The 17,058-nt window shown below is 61.1% G+C and carries 13 protein-coding genes; 10 read left to right on the forward strand and 3 right to left on the reverse strand.

The features are described from left to right. The 3 genes from fdhF (at position 1) to ACQZ60_RS16800 (ending at position 5,067) form a co-directional block, all read left to right on the forward strand. Complete coding sequence (gene fdhF / locus ACQZ60_RS16790) at positions 1–2,883, forward strand: formate dehydrogenase subunit alpha (protein WP_448735673.1); 2,883 nt, start codon at positions 1–3, stop codon at positions 2,881–2,883. A 71-nt stretch (positions 2,884–2,954) separates the two neighbouring features. Continuing rightward, a complete protein-coding gene (locus ACQZ60_RS16795; RefSeq protein WP_448735674.1) occupies positions 2,955–3,299 on the forward strand; it encodes a formate dehydrogenase subunit delta in 345 nt (114 codons plus the stop codon). A 115-nt stretch (positions 3,300–3,414) separates the two neighbouring features. After that, positions 3,415–5,067: an OFA family MFS transporter gene (locus tag ACQZ60_RS16800; RefSeq protein ID WP_003521686.1), complete on the forward strand. Its 1,653-nt coding sequence runs from the start codon at positions 3,415–3,417 to the stop codon at positions 5,065–5,067. Positions 5,068–5,156: 89 nt separating this feature from the next. Here the strand turns inward: ACQZ60_RS16800 and ACQZ60_RS16805 are convergent, their stop codons facing one another. Genes ACQZ60_RS16805 through ACQZ60_RS16815 form a run of 3 tightly spaced genes read right to left on the reverse strand, consistent with a single transcriptional unit; the run spans position 5,157 to position 7,744 of the window. Then, on the reverse strand, positions 5,157–6,053 hold the full coding sequence (locus ACQZ60_RS16805; protein ID WP_448735675.1) for a dihydrodipicolinate synthase family protein: 897 nt from the start codon (positions 6,051–6,053) through the stop codon (positions 5,157–5,159). A gap of 31 nt (positions 6,054–6,084) precedes the next feature. Beyond that, a complete protein-coding gene (locus ACQZ60_RS16810; protein ID WP_080858062.1) occupies positions 6,085–6,966 on the reverse strand; it encodes an SMP-30/gluconolactonase/LRE family protein in 882 nt (293 codons plus the stop codon). A gap of 58 nt (positions 6,967–7,024) precedes the next feature. After that, positions 7,025–7,744: a FadR/GntR family transcriptional regulator gene (locus ACQZ60_RS16815; RefSeq protein ID WP_003521683.1), complete on the reverse strand. Its 720-nt coding sequence runs from the start codon at positions 7,742–7,744 to the stop codon at positions 7,025–7,027. A 301-nt stretch (positions 7,745–8,045) separates the two neighbouring features. Here ACQZ60_RS16815 and ACQZ60_RS16820 point away from each other — a divergent pair, with 301 nt between their 5' ends. The 7 genes from ACQZ60_RS16820 to ACQZ60_RS16850 all read left to right on the forward strand — a co-directional run bounded on the left by ACQZ60_RS16820 (position 8,046) and on the right by ACQZ60_RS16850 (position 16,989). Beyond that, positions 8,046–9,995, forward strand: a complete 1,950-nt coding sequence (locus ACQZ60_RS16820) for an ABC transporter substrate-binding protein (protein ID WP_035260480.1) — start codon at positions 8,046–8,048, stop codon at positions 9,993–9,995. 120 nt (positions 9,996–10,115) lie between these two features. Beyond that, complete coding sequence (locus ACQZ60_RS16825; RefSeq protein ID WP_003521681.1) at positions 10,116–11,102, forward strand: ABC transporter permease; 987 nt, start codon at positions 10,116–10,118, stop codon at positions 11,100–11,102. A 9-nt stretch (positions 11,103–11,111) separates the two neighbouring features. Continuing rightward, positions 11,112–12,236 carry an ABC transporter permease gene (locus ACQZ60_RS16830; RefSeq protein WP_448735676.1) on the forward strand — a complete coding sequence of 375 codons (1,125 nt, stop codon included), beginning with the start codon at positions 11,112–11,114 and terminating at the stop codon, positions 12,234–12,236. A gap of 8 nt (positions 12,237–12,244) precedes the next feature. Beyond that, complete coding sequence (locus tag ACQZ60_RS16835) at positions 12,245–13,969, forward strand: ABC transporter ATP-binding protein (protein WP_448735677.1); 1,725 nt, start codon at positions 12,245–12,247, stop codon at positions 13,967–13,969. A gap of 44 nt (positions 13,970–14,013) precedes the next feature. Continuing rightward, complete coding sequence (locus tag ACQZ60_RS16840) at positions 14,014–15,201, forward strand: galactarate dehydratase (RefSeq protein ID WP_137005748.1); 1,188 nt, start codon at positions 14,014–14,016, stop codon at positions 15,199–15,201. Continuing rightward, on the forward strand, positions 15,188–16,054 hold the full coding sequence (locus tag ACQZ60_RS16845) for an aldose epimerase family protein (RefSeq protein WP_448735678.1): 867 nt from the start codon (positions 15,188–15,190) through the stop codon (positions 16,052–16,054). The genes ACQZ60_RS16840 and ACQZ60_RS16845 overlap by 14 nt, the downstream gene beginning before the upstream one ends. A 161-nt stretch (positions 16,055–16,215) precedes the next feature. Further along, complete coding sequence (locus tag ACQZ60_RS16850; RefSeq protein WP_448735679.1) at positions 16,216–16,989, forward strand: FadR/GntR family transcriptional regulator; 774 nt, start codon at positions 16,216–16,218, stop codon at positions 16,987–16,989. Positions 16,990–17,058 lie beyond the last annotated feature (69 nt).

A 17,058-nucleotide genomic window follows, 5' to 3' on the forward strand; every position in this document is an offset into this window, starting at 1 on the left:
ATGGCCCTTGTAACAGAATTCGACTATGGAACCCCCAAATCCCACGCAACGGATATGGTGACGCTCACCATCGACGGCAGGCAGGTGACTGTGCCTGCGGGAACCTCGATCATGCGCGCCTCGCGCGAAGCGGGTATCGATGTTCCAAAACTCTGCGCCACCGACATGGTGGATGCCTTCGGCTCCTGCCGCCTCTGTCTGATCGAGGTGGAGGGCCGCAACGGCACCCCCGCCTCCTGCACCACGCCCGTCGCCCCCGGTCTCGTCGTGCACACGCAGACGGAGCGGCTGAAGCAGATCCGCAAGGGCGTGATGGAGCTTTATATCTCCGATCACCCGCTCGACTGTCTGACCTGCGCCGCCAATGGCGATTGCGAACTGCAGGATATGGCCGGCGCCGTTGGCCTGCGCGATGTGCGCTACGGATACGAAGGCGACAACCACGTCAAGGCCCGCACTGGCGATGGCGATCTTAACGCGCGCTGGATGCCGAAGGATGAAAGCAATCCCTATTTCACCTATGATCCTTCCAAATGCATCGTCTGCTCCCGTTGCGTGCGCGCTTGTGAGGAAGTGCAGGGCACTTTCGCGCTGACGATCGAAGGACGAGGTTTTGAAAGCCGTGTGTCGCCCGGCGCGCATGAGGCGTTCCTCGATTCCGACTGCGTTTCCTGCGGCGCCTGCGTGCAGGCCTGTCCGACGGCGACGCTGACGGAGAAATCGGTGATCGAGATCGGCCAGCCGGAGCATTCGCTGGTCACGACCTGCGCCTATTGCGGCGTCGGCTGCTCCTTCAAGGCGGAAATGCGCGGTGAAGAGCTGGTGCGCATGGTGCCGTGGAAGGACGGGCAGGCCAATCGCGGCCATTCCTGCGTCAAGGGCCGCTTCGCTTATGGTTATGCCACCCACAGGGACCGCATTCTCAACCCGATGATCCGCGAAAAGATCAGCGATCCATGGCGGGAAGTCACATGGGAGGAGGCCTTCTCCCATGTTGCCTCGGAGTTCCGGCGTATTCAGGGCCAGTATGGCCGGGAATCCATCGGCGGCATCACCTCGTCCCGCTGCACGAACGAAGAAACCTTCCTCGTCCAGAAACTCATCCGCGCCGGCTTCGGCAATAACAACGTCGATACCTGCGCCCGCGTCTGCCATTCGCCGACGGGCTACGGTCTCGGCCAGGCTTTCGGCACCTCCGCCGGCACGCAGAATTTCGATAGCATCGAGCAGTCCGATGTGGTGCTCGTGATCGGCGCCAATCCGACGGATGGGCATCCTGTTTTCGGCTCGCGGCTGAAGAAGCGGCTGCGACAGGGTGCGAAGCTGATCGTCATCGATCCGCGCCGTATCGATCTCGTTCGCACGCCGCATGTGGAGGCGTCCTTCCACCTGCCGCTGAAGCCCGGAACGAATGTTGCGGTGCTGACGGCGCTTGCGCATGTCATCGTCACGGAAGGTCTGTTCAACGAAGCCTTCATTCGCGAGCGCTGCGACTGGTCGGAATTCGAGGATTGGGCCGCTTTCGTCGCCGAGCCTCAGCATAGCCCGGAAGAAACCGAAAACTTCACCGGTGTGCCGGCAGAAGAGGTGCGCGGTGCCGCACGCCTTTATGCCAGGGGTGGCAATGGCGCCATCTATTACGGGCTCGGTGTCACCGAACACAGCCAGGGGTCTACCACGGTGATGGCAATCGCCAATCTGGCCATGGCGACCGGCAATATCGGCCGCCCCGGTGTAGGCGTTAATCCGCTGCGCGGTCAGAACAACGTTCAGGGCTCGTGCGACATGGGGTCTTTCCCGCACGAGCTTCCGGGCTATCGGCATATTTCCGACGATGCGACGCGCGACATCTTCGAGAAACTCTGGGGCGTGAAGCTTAACAACGAGCCGGGGCTGCGTATTCCCAACATGCTCGATGCGGCCGTGGATGGTAGCTTCAAGGGCATCTATATTCAGGGCGAGGACATTCTCCAGTCCGATCCGGATACGAAGCACGTTTCGGCCGGTCTCGCCGCGATGGAATGTGTCGTGGTGCACGATCTCTTCCTGAACGAGACGGCAAATTACGCCCATGTCTTCCTGCCGGGGTCCACCTTCCTCGAAAAGGACGGCACCTTCACCAATGCCGAGCGCCGCATCAACCGCGTCCGCAAGGTTATGTCCCCGAAGAACGGTTATGCCGACTGGGAAGTGACGCAGAAGCTGGCGCAGGCTATGGGGCTTGCGTGGAATTACGCACACCCGTCCGAGATCATGGACGAGATCGCGGCGACGACACCGAGCTTTGCCGGTGTTTCCTACGACTATCTGGAGGAGAAGGGCTCGGTGCAGTGGCCCTGCAACGAGAAATTCCCGGATGGTTCGCCGATCATGCATGTGGATGGTTTTGTGCGCGGCAAGGGCAAGTTCATCCGCACCGAATATGTGGCGACGGACGAACGCACCGGTCCGCGGTTCCCACTGTTGCTCACCACCGGCCGCATCCTGTCGCAATACAATGTCGGCGCGCAGACACGGCGCACGGAAAACGTCGTCTGGCATGAGGAGGATCGGCTCGAAATCCATCCGCACGATGCCGAACAACGCGGCGTGAAGGATGGCGACTGGATCAAGCTCGCCAGCCGGTCGGGCGATACGACGCTGCGGGCGCTGATCACCGACCGTGTGGCGCCAGGCGTGGTCTATACGACCTTCCACCACCCCGGCACGCAGGCGAACGTCATCACTACCGACTTTTCCGACTGGGCGACCAACTGCCCGGAATACAAGGTGACCGCCGTGCAGGTATCGCCTTCCAACGGGCCGACGGAATGGCAGGAGGAATATGATGCGCTTGGCCGCCGTTCGCGGCGGATCAGCGGCAAGCTCGAAGCGGCGGAATAAGGAGGGCCGGGTGCGCCCGGCCTTGTCACACACAGAGGCGTCGGCCAGCAGCCGGCGCGGGGGAAGGGGTCATGTTGCTCAACCACACCGATGAAAAGCTGGTGAGAATGGCGAACCAGATCGCGACGTTTTTTCTGTCGCAGCCGGAAGATATTCGCATCGAAGGTGTCGCCACCCACATCAACAAGTTCTGGGAACCGCGCATGCGACGCCGGTTCTTCGAGATGGTGAATGCCGGGGCCGGTGATTTTCTGCCGCTTGTGCTTGCCGCGTCGAAGAAGATCAAGCGGCCCGACGATCCGGCGGCCGATGCCGTCGGCCTCGGCGACGATGCGAAGGGCGCGCCGGGCGGCAAAGGACCAATTGCTGGCGAGTCCCTTTCGGAACCGAGCGTCCCGGAAAGCACAGAGGCTTGAGCGGCGCGACCGCAAAATCACACTTTCGGCCGGACGGGGGACGTTCGGCGATATCGGTGTTTGCCCGGCGGGGCGAACGTGACATGTCCAGACATCCACGAGGGAGGTAATGTCAATGGCAGTAGCAGGTGCGACAGCGGGAGAGGCGGCGCAAGCCGGTTTTTTGGACCGCGAACGAATAATCGCAAGACCGGGTTTCAATCGCTGGCTGGTGCCGCCGGCGGCCCTTGCCATTCATCTATGCATCGGCATGGCCTATGGCTTCAGCGTGTTCTGGCTACCGCTGTCGAAGGCTCTGCCGGCCACGGACCCCAGTTGCTCCAGCCTTACCCTTCTGGGTGCGCTGTTCACCACTGAGTGCAACTGGCGCGTGGCCGATCTTGGCTGGATCTATACGCTTTTCTTCGTTCTTCTCGGCTGCTCGGCGGCCATCTGGGGCGGCTGGCTGGAAAGAGTGGGACCGCGCAAGGCCGGCTTCGTTTCCGCCTGCTGCTGGTGCGGCGGCATTCTGGTGGCGGCAATCGGCGTCATCACGCATCAACTGTGGCTGATGTGGCTGGGCGCCGGTGTCATCGGCGGTATCGGCCTCGGCCTTGGCTATATTTCGCCCGTATCGACCCTGATCAAATGGTTTCCGGACCGTCGCGGCATGGCGACGGGCATGGCGATCATGGGGTTTGGCGGTGGTGCGATGATCGGCGCGCCGCTCGCCAATCTGCTGATGAACAACTTCAAGACGGATGTTTCGGTCGGCGTCTGGCAGACTTTCGTGGTCATGGCCCTGATCTATTTCGTCTTCATGATGGCGGGCGCTTTCGGTTACCGTATTCCGCCGTCGGGCTGGCGTCCGGAAGGCTGGACCGCGCCTTCCGCCAAAAGCGCCATGATAACCCATCGCCACGTGCATCTGCGCGATGCACATAAGACGCCGCAGTTCTGGCTCATCTGGGCGGTGCTGTGCCTCAACGTTTCGGCGGGTATCGGCGTTATCGGCATGGCCTCGCCCATGCTGCAGGAAATCTTCGCGGGCTCGCTGATCGGCTTACCCGGCGTGGGATTTGCGGATCTCGATGCCGGGCAGAAGGCGCAGATCGCGGCGATTGCTGCCGGTTTCACCGGGCTGCTTTCCCTGTTCAATATCGGCGGCCGCTTCTTCTGGGCGTCGATGTCCGACAAGATCGGCCGCAAGAACACTTATTTCTGCTTCTTTATTCTCGGCATCATCCTTTATGCGCTGGCGCCGACGCTTGCGACGATGGGCAACAAGGCGCTCTTCGTTCTCGCCTTCGGTATCATCCTGTCGATGTATGGCGGTGGTTTTGCGACCATTCCCGCTTATCTCGCCGATATTTTCGGCACCCAGTTCGTCGGCGCAATCCACGGCCGCCTGCTGACGGCGTGGGCGACTGCGGGCATCGCCGGCCCTGTCGTCGTCAACTACATCCGTGAGGCGCAGATCGCGGCGGGCGTGGCGCCAGGACCCGCGCTCTACACCAGCACCATGTATATTCTGGCGGGCATGCTGGCGATTGGCCTCGTGGCCAATGCCTTCGTGCGGCCGCTTTCGGACAAGTGGTTCATGTCGGATGCGGAGGTCGCGACGCTGCAGGCAAAGACGGCGGCCGCCAATGCCGGCCCGACAGGCTCCTTCGGCATCGGACGTGGCGGGCTGGACACCAAGGCGGCACTTGCCTGGGTTGCTGTCGGTATTCCGCTTCTGTGGGGCGTATGGGTTACCGTGAAGAGCAGCCTTGCGCTGTTCGGCTGAGCCATCAGGCCCGGAAAGCATATGCCGGCTCATGGCCGGCATATGATCTGATAAAAGCGAAAACGTGCAGCTTGCCGGTACGGCGTCCATCAACGCCAGCTGGCAAGCAGTCCTTCGAGTGTTGCGCGGTCTTCTTTGTCCAGACGGGCAAGTCCCGGCGCACGCACGGGGCCAACCTTCATCCCCAGAATTTCCATGGCTTCCTTCACCACGGTCACGTTTGCGCCGTTGCGATATCGTGTCCGCAGCCGTTCGAACAATTCGATCCTTTCGATAATCCTCCGTGCGGCCGGGAAATCGCCGGCCGTCAGAGCGTCATGGACCTTTAGGGAAAATTGCGGCGCGACATTGACGAGACCGGATGTGAAGCCGCGCGCGCCAACCGACGCGAAGGCAGGCGCCCAGCTTTCAGCCAGTCCGCAGACATATAGAGCGCCGTTCGGATCGGAAGCGGCAATCGCGCGCGACAGAAGCATGATGTCGGTCGTCGCGAACTTGATGCCGGCGACATTCGGGTGGCCGGCGAGCCTTACCATGTCATCGACCGAAAAGCCGTCCGCCCGGACATAGGCGACCAGCGGCAATTCGCTGCCCTCCGCAAGGCCGATAAAATAGTCGATCTGCGATTGCGGGGCTGCAAAAGGGTCGACCGGCTGATGCGACATGACGGCGGATGCGCCCATTTCTTTTGCCTGACGCGCCATGGAGAGCGCCTCGCGCTGCGAGCGGCCAATTGCCGCCGTAACCGGGGCTTTGCCGCTGACGCCTTTTATCGCAGCCTCATAAACCTTCAGAATTTCCGCGGGCGTCAAGGCGTAGAATTCGCCGGTATTGCCCGCCGCAACGATATTGTGGATGCCTGCCTTCGCGACGCGGGCGTAAACCTCGGCTGTAACACCGGTCTCCACTTCGCCGCTTGCATCGTAAGCCGTTACCGGAACGCCGGAGATGCCCTGCAGGGCCTGGCGAAAATCGAATGTCGTCATCAACTGGGTTCCTTAAGATCAAAAGTCATCTTCAGATGGAGAATTTGTGAACGGGCGTGCCGGCGACCGGGGCATCGAATGCGACAACCGTGCCTGCGGTGGTTATTCCGTCCGTCTCGGTGACGAGACTTGTGAGGTAGATCGTCTTGAGGTCTGGACCGCCGAAACACGGCATGGTCGGCCCCTTGAACGGCAGCCTGTAGACCTCGAACAATTCGCCGTCCGGTGAAAAGCGGTTGAGACGTCCCGCCTGAACGCCGGCGCTCCAGTAACAGCCTTCGCAATCAGTCGCCGCACCGTCCGGCCTGCCTTCATCCGGCGCGAAATCGTGCAGGCGTTCGGCCGGGCCGAGCCTGCCGGTCGCGACATCGAAATCGAACGCCTGATACATGAGGCCGCTGCTGTCGGAATGGTACATGCGCCTGCCGTCCGGGCTCCAGGCAAGCCCGTTCGATGTGAACATGTTGCCATCGATGATGCATTCGATGCCGCCATCCGGGGCGACGCGATAGAGGCGGGCATTGCCTGTCTGTATCGCGGCCTCGTCGCGGGTCCCCACCCAGAAATGGCCGTCCGGACCGACCTTTCCGTCGTTGAGGCGGCTGTCCGGCCGCCCGTCGTCCGGATCGCAGAGAAGATCGAGCTTGCCGCTGGCGGGATCGAGAAGATGCACACCGGTTTTGAGGCCCGCCACGATCAAGCCATTGTCGCAAAGGCCGAGACAGCCCACCTGGGCGGGCATGTCGTATCTGTCGAGTTTTCCACCGGGATGCAGGCGAAAAATGGCAGGCGCGAGAATATCGACGAACCACAGATCGCCGGTTCGCTCGTCCCAGGCAGGCGATTCGCCGACCTTCAGCGGGGTATCGATCAGGGAACGGAGCTTCGGTTCTATGACGTGTGGCTGGCTCACTGGTTCCTCTCCCTCATCCGCCCTTTATGATTCTGTTTTCGACATTGCAGGGTGCGGCCTAGCTGCCGACGCCCTGAAACATGCGGGCGCGCGCCTTCAATATGTGGTCTTTCATCGCGTCATGCGCGGCCTGCTCACGCCGCGCAAAAATCGCTTCCACGATGGCCGTGTGCTCGTTCTGGACTTCGCGCACATGCTGCGGCGTCCGCTTGAGGCTGAGGCTGCGTGTCACCGACTGGCCGATGGCGAAATGGGGCTTGAACCAGATCCGCACCGTGATGTGGAACTGGTTATGGCTCGCCTTCGCGATGGCTTCGTGCAGGGCGAAGTCTTCCTCCGCGCCGAGATCGTTGCGCTCGAGACACTGTTCCAGCGCGGCTATCGCCTGCTCGATACGCACTCTGTCCGCTGCCTGCCAGTTGCGCGCCGCAAGCTCAGCCGCGGAAGCCTCCAATCCGGCCCTGAACTCAAAAAAACGCTGCACGTCGGCCAGCGAGCCGACCGGCACCTGTTGCAACACGGAAGAATCCGGCTGCTGGCGTACATAGGAGCCGGATCCCTTTTGCGAAACGATAAGCTCGTCGTTCCGAAGCCGCTCCAGCGCTTCCCGCACAACCGGCCGCGACGCGCCAAACAGCGACGCCAGATTCTGTTCCGATGGCAACCGCTCGTTCACGGGAAACCGCCCGTCCGAAATCATGCCCACGATTTTTTCGTAGATGATGTCGCTCAGCCGAGTCTCGCCTCGAGCGGCGGCAGATGCAGTGTGATTGTCCATCAGCAGCCCTTCCGTTGCAAATCGCTGAAGTTAATGGGTTTCCTGCATTTCAATCGCAACAGAAATACCGGGGTTTTTGTGAGCGAGAGGGCTGTCCTGCCGATTTTTTCTTTAAGCCTGATCCTGAAAACCGGCCTACAAATAAAAAAGATGTAAAAATCTGTCAATACTTGTAATCATCTGAAAACGCTCATATGGTCTGCCCCTGCCGATGGAGGATCGGCGTGCTGGCTGGCCGGGAGGGCCGTCGCGGTTCGGTGGAAGCCGTCTCGCTGCCGGTGATTTTTTGGGAGGATTGTCGATGCGCGATGGCGAAGCATTTTCACTGGGCGTAACGCGCCGAACCTTTATGGCGGGTGTTGGCGGCGTGGCCGCCCTTTCCGTCATCGGGACCTCGGCGCGGGCTGCCGCCGGCAAGCAGGCGCCGGAACTGGAGGCGCTGGTAAAGGACGGCAAATTGCCGCCTTTGGCCGAACGTCTGCCGAAAAATCCGATGGTGGTGACGCCGCACGAGAAAATCGGCACCTATGGCGGCACATTGCGCCGTGGCCTGCGCGGTTCGTCGGACCATAACGGCATCCTGCGCATGGTCGGCAATCAGGGCCTTGTCCGCTGGAACATGGATTTCACCGAGGTTCTGCCGAACCTTGCGGTGAAATGGGAAGTCAACGACGATGCCTCGCAATTCACCTTCCATTTGCTGGAAGGCGCAAAATGGTCGGACGGCCACCCCTTCACCGCCGATGACGTGGTGTTCGCCATCGAGGACTGCATCAAGAACAAGGAACTTTACAGCGCCACGCCGGCGCAGCTTTCCGTGGCCGGTAAGGCGGTCGATGTCGAAAAAGTCGACGATTTCACGGTAAAGTTCAAATTCGCCGCGCCGAATGCGCTTTATCTCGAAAACCTCGCCACGCCGCTCGGCCAGCATCCGACGCTGTTTCCCAAACACTATTGCAGCAAGTTCCTGCCGAAATACAACACGGCGCTCGATGCCGATGTGAAGGCGGCGGGTGTCTCCAGCTGGACCGAGCTGTTCCGCGCCAAATGCGGCGATATCGAAATTCCGTCCCGCTGGTCGAATGTCGACAAGCCGACGCTTGATCCATGGGTGGTGAAAGAACCCTATTCCGGCGGTGCGACACGCGTGGTTATGACCCGCAACCCTTACTTCTGGCAGGTCGATACCGAAGGCAACCAGTTGCCCTATATCGACGAAATCAATTTCGGCATTTCGCAGGATGTCGAATCGCTGATGCTGAACGTCATTTCCGGCAAGATCGACATTCAGGAGCGCCATATCAGCGTTCTTGCCAACAAGCCGACCCTGTCTCAGAACATGAAAAAGGGTGACTACCGCCTGCTGACGCTGGTGCCGTCTGCCGCACAGCAGTGCCAGATTTACCTGAACATCACCCACAAAGACCCGGCGATGCGCAAGATGTTTGCCGACAAGTCGTTCCGTCAGGCGTTGTCCATCGCGCTCAACCGGCAGGAAATCATCGACATCGTCTATTTCGGCCAGAGCGAGGGCTATCAGGCCGGGCCACGCCCGACACATCCCTGGTATAATGAAAAGCTGGCGCGGCAATTCACCGAATACGATGCGGACAAGGCAAACGAGCTTCTCGACAAAGCCGGTTACGACAAGAAGAACGGCAACGGCATGCGGTTGCGGCCTGACGGCCAGCCCGTCTTCTTCTCGATTGACGTCATCCCGACGCTCTATCCCGATCTGGTCGATGCGCTGGAACTGGTGAAGGCGCAATGGGCGCAGATCGGCGTCGACATCAAGGTCAACACCATCGAACGCGCGCTCTATTATACACGCGGCGATGACAACGCCCATGATGCCGCCGTCTGGCCCGGTCCCGGCGGTCTCGATCCGATGCTCGATCCGCGCGATTTCTTCGCTTTCCACCCGCAGGGGTCGCGTTACGCCATTCCGTGGGCGCTCTGGTACACGTCGAATGGCCAGAAGGGCGAAGAGCCGCCGGAAAGCCAGAAGCAGCGCTTCAAGCTGTTCGATGAGGCGCGCTCGACGGCCGACCTTGCCAAGCGCGGCGAGAAGATGAAGCAGATTTTCGACATTGCGGCGGAGGAGTTCGAGACAATCGGCCTCTGCCTTGCTGTGGGCGGTTTCGGCATCATCCGCAACAATCTGCGCAATGTGCCGGAAACGGAACCCGACAGCTGGACCTGGCCCAATCCCGGCCCGGCGCTGCCGCAACAGTTCACCTTCACAAGCTGATATCGCCACATGGGCGTCGCTGCCGCAACGCGGCGACGCCTCTCAGGTTGTTTCGACCACCCACAGCCGTCTCCTTGGTGGAGGGCGGCGCGTGCGGCACAATGTGATTGCGAGAACGACATGCTGCTTTTTATCGTAAAACGCCTGCTGTGGATGATACCGTCCCTGTTTGCCGTCAGTTTCCTTGCCTTTGTCCTGATCCAGCTGCCGCCCGGCGACTATGTAACGACTTATATCGCCACACTGGCCGCCTCGAACGAGGTCATCGACCACAATACGGCGGCGCAGCTGCGCGAACGTTTCGGCCTCGATGACCCGATGATCGTTCAATATCTGAAATGGATATGGGGCATCGTCAGCCGCGGTGATTTCGGCATTTCGTTCGAATGGCAGCAGCCGGTTTCAGGCCTCATCTGGGAGCGCATGGCGCTGACGCTGGTTCTGGCCATCGCAAGCCTTCTTGCAACCTGGGCCATCGCGCTTCCCATCGGCGTCTTCTCCGCCGTGCGCAAATATTCGATTGGCGATTATCTTTTCACCGCCTTTTCCTTCTTCGGCCTTTCCATACCCTCGTTCCTGCTGGCGCTGGTGCTGATGTATGTCGCGGCGGTGGAGTTCGGGGCCGATGTCGGCGGGCTGTTTTCAGCCGAATACGAGACCGCCTCATGGAGCATCGCCAAGATGATGGACCTCATGGCCCATATCTGGCTGCCGGTCGCCATTCTCGCGGTGTCTTCCACCGCAAGCCTCATCCGCGTCATGCGCGCCAATATGCTGGATGAGTTGCCCAAGCCCTATGTCACCACCGCGCGGGCAAAAGGCTTGTCGGAGTTCAAGCTGCTGACGAAATATCCGCTCAGAATTGCGCTCAATCCGTTCATCTCCACCATCGCATGGCTGTTGCCCAATCTCATTTCGGGCTCCGTGGTTGTCGCCATCGTGCTCAACCTGCCAACGGCCGCGCCGCTGCTTTTGCAGTCGCTGATGGCGCAGGACATGTATCTCGCTGGCGCTTTTGTACTGTTGATCTGCGCGCTGACGCTGATCGGATCGCTGATCAGCGACATCCTGCTTGCGCTGGTCGATCCGCGCATCCGTCTCGAATAGGAGGGCGCCATGAGCGATATCACCATGACCACCAATGCCCGGCAGGACCGCGCCGCCGTCGCCTCGCAGTGGCAGCTCATCTGGTGGGCCTTCAAGCGCCACAAGCTGGCCATGGCCGCCCTGTTCATCACCATCGCCATGTACATTGTCGCGCTGGTGCCCGGCTTCTTCGCCATCAACGATCCGGTGTTGCAGAATGCGCGGGCCACATTCCACCCGCCGCAGCGCGTCCATTTCATCGATAGGACCGAGGGTTTCTCGCTTGGGCTGCATTATTATCCGCTGAAGCTGACCCGCAATCCTGAAACGCTGGCGGCGGTCTTCGTCGAAGATACGGCGAAGAAAATTCCGGTCCAGCTTTTCGGTCGCGGTTACGAATATTCCGTATTCGGGCTGTTCACCACGGATATCCACCTGCTGGCCTCCACCGATAAAACGCGCCCGCTCTTCCTCTTCGGCGCGGATCGTCTCGGGCGCGATGTTTTCAGCCGCGTGGTGCAGGGCGCGCAGGTCTCCCTGTCCATCGGTCTTGTCGGCGTGTTCTTCTCGTTGCTGCTCGGCGTCGTTCTGGGAGGCATTTCGGGATATTACGGCGGTCGCATCGATTTCGTCATGCAGCGCGTGATCGACTTCGTGCTATCGCTGCCCACGATTCCCATCTGGCTGGCGCTGGCCGCCGCCCTGCCGCAGGGCTGGCCTGCCACACTGCAATATATGATGATCACCATCATCCTGTCCCTGACCGGCTGGGCGCAGCTTGCCCGTGTCGTGCGCGGCCGGTTCCTGTCGCTCAGGACCGAAGAATTCGTGGCTGCGGCCAGGCTGGATGGCGTGCCGGAAGGGCGCATCATCTTCCGCCACATGCTGCCCAGTTTTTCGAGCCATATCATCGCCTCGGTCACGCTTGCAGTGCCGGCCATGATCCTTGCGGAAACATCGCTGTCCTTCCTCGGCCTCGGCCTCCAGCCGCCCACCATTTCCTGGGGCGTGCTGCTTCGCGAGGCGCAGAATATCCGCTCGATTGCGACTGCACCCTGGCTGTTCCTGCCCGGTGTGGCTGTCGTCATTGCCGTCATGGCGCTCAATCTGCTCGGCGACGGCCTGCGCGATGCAGCCGACCCCTATAATAAGTGAGGCCCCGGATGAGCGACATTCTCTCCATGAAGCCAGCCAAGCCGCTGCTTGAAGTCCGTAATCTCGTGACCGAATTTCCGGTCAGAAACGGCGTTTTCCGGGCCGTCAACGACCTGTCTTTCTCCATCGATCCCGGCAAGACGCTCTGCGTCGTCGGCGAAAGCGGCTCCGGCAAATCCGTTACCGCCCGGTCGATCCTGCAGATCATCGACAGCCCCGGCCGCATTGCGTCCGGCTCGATCATCCTCAACCGCGCCGACGGCACGTCTCTCGATCTGGCAAAGCTCGATCCGCGCAGCCGGGCCATCCGCTCGGTGCGCGGCGCTGACATCGCGATGATCTTTCAGGAGCCGATGTCGTCGCTTTCACCCGTGCATACCGTGGGTGACCAGATCACCGAAGTCCTGCGCCTGCATCTGAAGATGAGCAAGGCAGAGGCGCTGGCCGAGGCCATCGAACTGTTGCGGCAGGTGGAAATCCCTAACCCTGAAAAGGCGCTGGATCGTTACGCCTTCCAATATTCGGGCGGCATGCGCCAGCGCGCGATGATCGCCATGGCGCTGGCCTGCAAACCGCAACTCCTGATCGCCGACGAACCGACGACGGCGCTCGATGTCACCACACAGGCCGAAATCCTCGACCTGATATCGCGGCTGCAAAAGGCGCACGGCATGGCTGTGCTCTTCATCACCCATGACATGGGCGTGGTGGCGCAGATTGCCGATGACGTGCTGGTCATGCATCACGGCGTCGCCAAGGAATATGGCACGGTCGACGAGATATTCCACAATCCGAAAGATCCCTATACCCGCATGCTGATCGGCTCCGTTCTGAAGCTGGAGCAGAAGGCGGAAATCCGCCTGGCCCGCCCGCCGCTCGATCTTGCGGCCGCGCCCATCCTCGAGGTCAACGACCTCTCCATGCATTTCGGCGAGATGAAGGCGCTGGACGGCGTATCGATCCGGCTGCTTCCCGGCGAAACGCTCGGCATCGTCGGCGAAAGCGGCTCCGGCAAGACCACGATGGGCCGCTCGATCATGCGCCTCTACGATCCGACCGGCGGTGCGATGCTCTATCGCCGTGCGGATGGCACGGTGGTCGATTTGGCGAAAATCGAGGGTGCGGAGCTGAAAGCCGCGCGGCGCGAATTACGCATGGTGTTTCAGGACCCGTTCGGTTCGCTCAATCCGCGCATGACGGTGGCGCAGGTGATCGGCGAGCCATTGCTCGTAAACGGTATTGCGAAGGGCAGGGAACTGGATGAACGCGTCTGCGCGCTAATGGAGCAGGTGGGTCTCGACCCTGCCGGGCGTGAACGTTACCCGCACGCCTTTTCCGGCGGCCAGCGCCAGCGCATCGGCATCGCCCGCGCCATCACGCTGAAGCCGCGCATCATTGTGGCGGATGAGGCGACCTCGGCGCTCGATGTTTCGGTGCGGTTCCAGGTGCTGGATCTTCTGATGCGGCTGCAGGATGAACTGGGGCTCGCCTATATCTTCATCAGCCACGACATCGGCGTCATCCGCTATATGTGCGACCGCGTCGGGGTGATGTATCGCGGCAAGCTGGTGGAAGTGGGAGAGGCCGAAAAGGTTTGCAACGCGCCGGATCACCCTTACACACAGGCGCTTCTTTCCGCCATTCCGCGCCCTGACCCGCGCGACCGGGATCGTACCCGCAGATTCCGCTACGTCGAACCATCCGAAGTCAAGAACGGGGCCGTCGCCCGATAGTGCCGGGCCTGCCGCACGCTGCAATTCATGAGGAAGACTGAAGCATGAAAATCGATCGCATGCGGGTATTCGTCACCCGCGACAAGGACCGCCCCCGCGTCATCGTCGCCCTCGATACCGATGACGGTTTGACCGGCTGGGGTGAGTGTTACAATCACGGCCCCGATCTCGCACTGCCGCCGGTGCTGGACTACCTCTATAGCTTCCTTGCCGGGCAGGACCCGACGCGGGTGGAGTATCTCTATAATCTCCTGCTCCAGCAGAACCGCTTTCCGCCCGGAGCGCTCGGTCTGTCGGCAATCTCGGCGCTCGATCATTGCCTCTGGGACCTCGCCGCCAAGGCGGCGGGCGTGCCCGTCTACAAGCTGCTGGGCGGCGAAGTACGCGACCGTATCAAGGTCTATGCCGGCGTCTATACCGCGCCGGACGCGCCGGCGGCGAAGGAGGAGTTCGACCGGCTGAACGAGGACTGGGGCTTCACGGCCTTCAAGCTCAGCCCTTGGCGCCTCGATATCCACGCCCATCGCTGGGGGGAGGTGGTGCGCAGTTCGGCCGAATATTTCCGCTCGCTTCGCGAAACGGTGCGGCCCGACTACGACATCGCCTTCGACGCCCATGCCAAGATTTTCGAGCCAGCGGCCGCCCGCCAGCTTGGCAATGCGCTTGCCCCTTACGACCCGCTGTTCTTCGAAGAGCCTTTGCGTCCCGAAAATATCGAGATGTGGGGAGACCTGAAACAGGGGCTGAACTGCACGTTGGCGACCGGTGAAAGTCTCTATAATCGCAATGAGTTCCTTCGCCTTCTTCAGGTAAAGGGTGCGGATATCATCCAGCCCGACATCTGCGTTGTCGGCGGCATTTCGGAGATGCGCCGCATCGCCACGCTGGCGGAAGCGCATTTCGTCAGCATCGCGCCGCATAACCCGATGGGACCGCTCGCCACCGCCGTCAATGTGCACTTCTCCGCCGCCCAGCAGAATTTCCGCATTCTCGAATACCGGCTGCCGAAAGGGCAATGCTACGTTTATGGCGGCACCGATCTTGAAAAACGCGAGGATGAAACCCGCTATGTCGTCGACCCCTATCTGCCGAAGGACGGATATCTGGAACTGAGGCCGGACCGCCCCGGCTGGGGTGTCGAGATGGATGAAAAAGCCATGCAGGAAGATGGCTATGTTCATTGGCAAAGACGGGTGCCGAAACGGCCTGACGGCTCCTATGCCTTCGCCTGAAACGGTTGTGATTGCCTGCGGGCGGCTCTCTGCCTGCCTGCGCCCCGCCTGGGGTGGCAGAATGACCCATCTGCGGCACTTCGACTACGGCGATATTCTGGTGCCGACAACGGAGCAGGAGTTCGAGCCGTTCAATTGGCCGAGGGCTGGCGCATATCCGCTGTTTCCCTATCACAACCGGCTCTATGGCGGGTCCTTCGTCCACGCAGGTGTCCGCCATGACCTGCTGCCGCATCCGGCGCTTGCGCCTGACGCCATGCATGGCCCGGCTCATCGGCGGCCGTGGGAGATTTCATATCTGTCTTCGGATCGGGTCTCACTGGTACTGGACTATGAGGCTGACCGGGAGTGGCCTTTTTCCTTCCGCGCCGAGCAGTCTTTCCTGCTGGAAGATGCCAGCCTTACCGTCGAACTGTCGATAACCAATCGCGCGAATGGGCCAGCGCCGATGTCGCTGGGCTGGCATCCTTATCTGGCGGCCGGGCTCGGTTGCGATGCGCGGACGGACGCCAAACTGCAACATCCACTGGATGCGCAGAACGTGCCAACCGGCCAGCCGCCGGCACCTCGCCCGAAACCCGCCATTCCCGCCGCAACGGGATACACATTGCATTTCACCGATTGGTCAAGCGCACAGGTCGACTTCGGCAGGTTTTCACTACGGCTTAAGGCCGATCCTGTTTTCGGCCATCTCGCCGTGCACCGCATGGAGCGCTATCTCTGTCTTGAGCCCGTTTCCATGGCCGCCGGAGCGCTTGGTTTGCCGCAGGCGCAGCGGGAAGGGCAGGGTCTAGGGACGGTTGCCCCCGGCGAGCGCCTGTCGGGGCGCATCAGGCTCTTCCTTGATCTTTAGGAGGGGTGGGTGCGTCTATGACGCCCACCCTTCACCTTCAAAAAAAAGCCGTATGCCCATATTTTGAGCGCCAATTATTGCCGCTCAAAAATAAGCTTGACGACGGCAAAAATTTCTCACCAAATGAACCAATATAAGATTGGTTCAGTAAATGGTGCGACTTGACGGTGAACCCCAACGATAACTCCAACTACGCGCTGGCGAAGTTGCGGGAGTACATTCAAACGCAGGATCTTGCGAAAGACCGTCGCCTGCCGACGGAACGGGCCTTCGCGGAAACCTTCAATGTCGGCCGGCGTGCAGTCCGTCGTGCTCTTGAGGTTCTGGAAGCCGAAGGTCTGATCTGGCGACGGCAGGGGGCGGGAACCTTTGTGGGCGAAAAGCCGGACGATTGGTCCGCCCAGGTGACGGAACTGGTCGCCGGTACGGATATCATGGAAATCATGGAAGTGCGTCTGCGCATCGAGCCGCAACTGGCGCAGCTTGCGGCCATGCGTGCCAAACCCGCCGAGGTGGAGCGCATGCGCGCCCTCGTCCAGAAGACCGGCCAGAGCACGGATGCCGACGCCAAAGAGTTGTGGGATGGTTCGCTTCACCGCCAGATCGCCCAGAGCGCCGGCAACAAATTGTTCCTGTCCATCTTCGATGTCGTCAACCGCATTCGCCAGGACGAGGCGTGGCAGTCGATACGGGAACTGGCGCGCCGCAGCGGCACGAACGGCAAGGCTTCCTTCGAGCAGCACATAGCGATCGTCGATGCCATCGCCGACCGCGACCCCGCAAGAGCCGGCGAAGCGATGCGCCAGCACCTTCTCATGCATCAGGAAAGGCTGATCCGCGCCACCTCGCTCGGCTTTCTGGAGGAGAAAACCGCAGAAGAGATTGCCGCCCGCAGCACGGGCGATGCCGACAATCCGCTCACGCCGGCCTCATAGGCAGCAGGGCAGACCTGCCGGCCTTTCCGGGCCGGCCAATGAAAACAAAGATAACCAGACCAGAGGATA

The sequence above is a fragment of the Agrobacterium sp. 22-223-1 genome (assembly GCF_053522385.1).

Bases quoted from the DNA above. Each gene is read 5' to 3' on its own strand.
- ACQZ60_RS16820 (WP_035260480.1), top strand. From the start codon at position 8,046: ATGCGCGATGGCGAAGCATTTTCACTGGGCGTAACGCGCCGAACCTTT.
- fdhF (WP_448735673.1), top strand. From the start codon at position 1: ATGGCCCTTGTAACAGAATTCGACTATGGAACCCCCAAATCCCACGCA.
- ACQZ60_RS16835 (WP_448735677.1), top strand. From the start codon at position 12,245: ATGAGCGACATTCTCTCCATGAAGCCAGCCAAGCCGCTGCTTGAAGTC.
- ACQZ60_RS16825 (WP_003521681.1), top strand. From the start codon at position 10,116: ATGCTGCTTTTTATCGTAAAACGCCTGCTGTGGATGATACCGTCCCTG.
- ACQZ60_RS16840 (WP_137005748.1), top strand. From the start codon at position 14,014: ATGAAAATCGATCGCATGCGGGTATTCGTCACCCGCGACAAGGACCGC.
- ACQZ60_RS16800 (WP_003521686.1), top strand. From the start codon at position 3,415: ATGGCAGTAGCAGGTGCGACAGCGGGAGAGGCGGCGCAAGCCGGTTTT.
- ACQZ60_RS16830 (WP_448735676.1), top strand. From the start codon at position 11,112: ATGAGCGATATCACCATGACCACCAATGCCCGGCAGGACCGCGCCGCC.
- ACQZ60_RS16795 (WP_448735674.1), top strand. From the start codon at position 2,955: ATGTTGCTCAACCACACCGATGAAAAGCTGGTGAGAATGGCGAACCAG.
- ACQZ60_RS16845 (WP_448735678.1), top strand. From the start codon at position 15,188: ATGCCTTCGCCTGAAACGGTTGTGATTGCCTGCGGGCGGCTCTCTGCC.
- ACQZ60_RS16815 (WP_003521683.1), bottom strand. From the start codon at position 7,744: ATGGACAATCACACTGCATCTGCCGCCGCTCGAGGCGAGACTCGGCTG.
- ACQZ60_RS16805 (WP_448735675.1), bottom strand. From the start codon at position 6,053: ATGACGACATTCGATTTTCGCCAGGCCCTGCAGGGCATCTCCGGCGTT.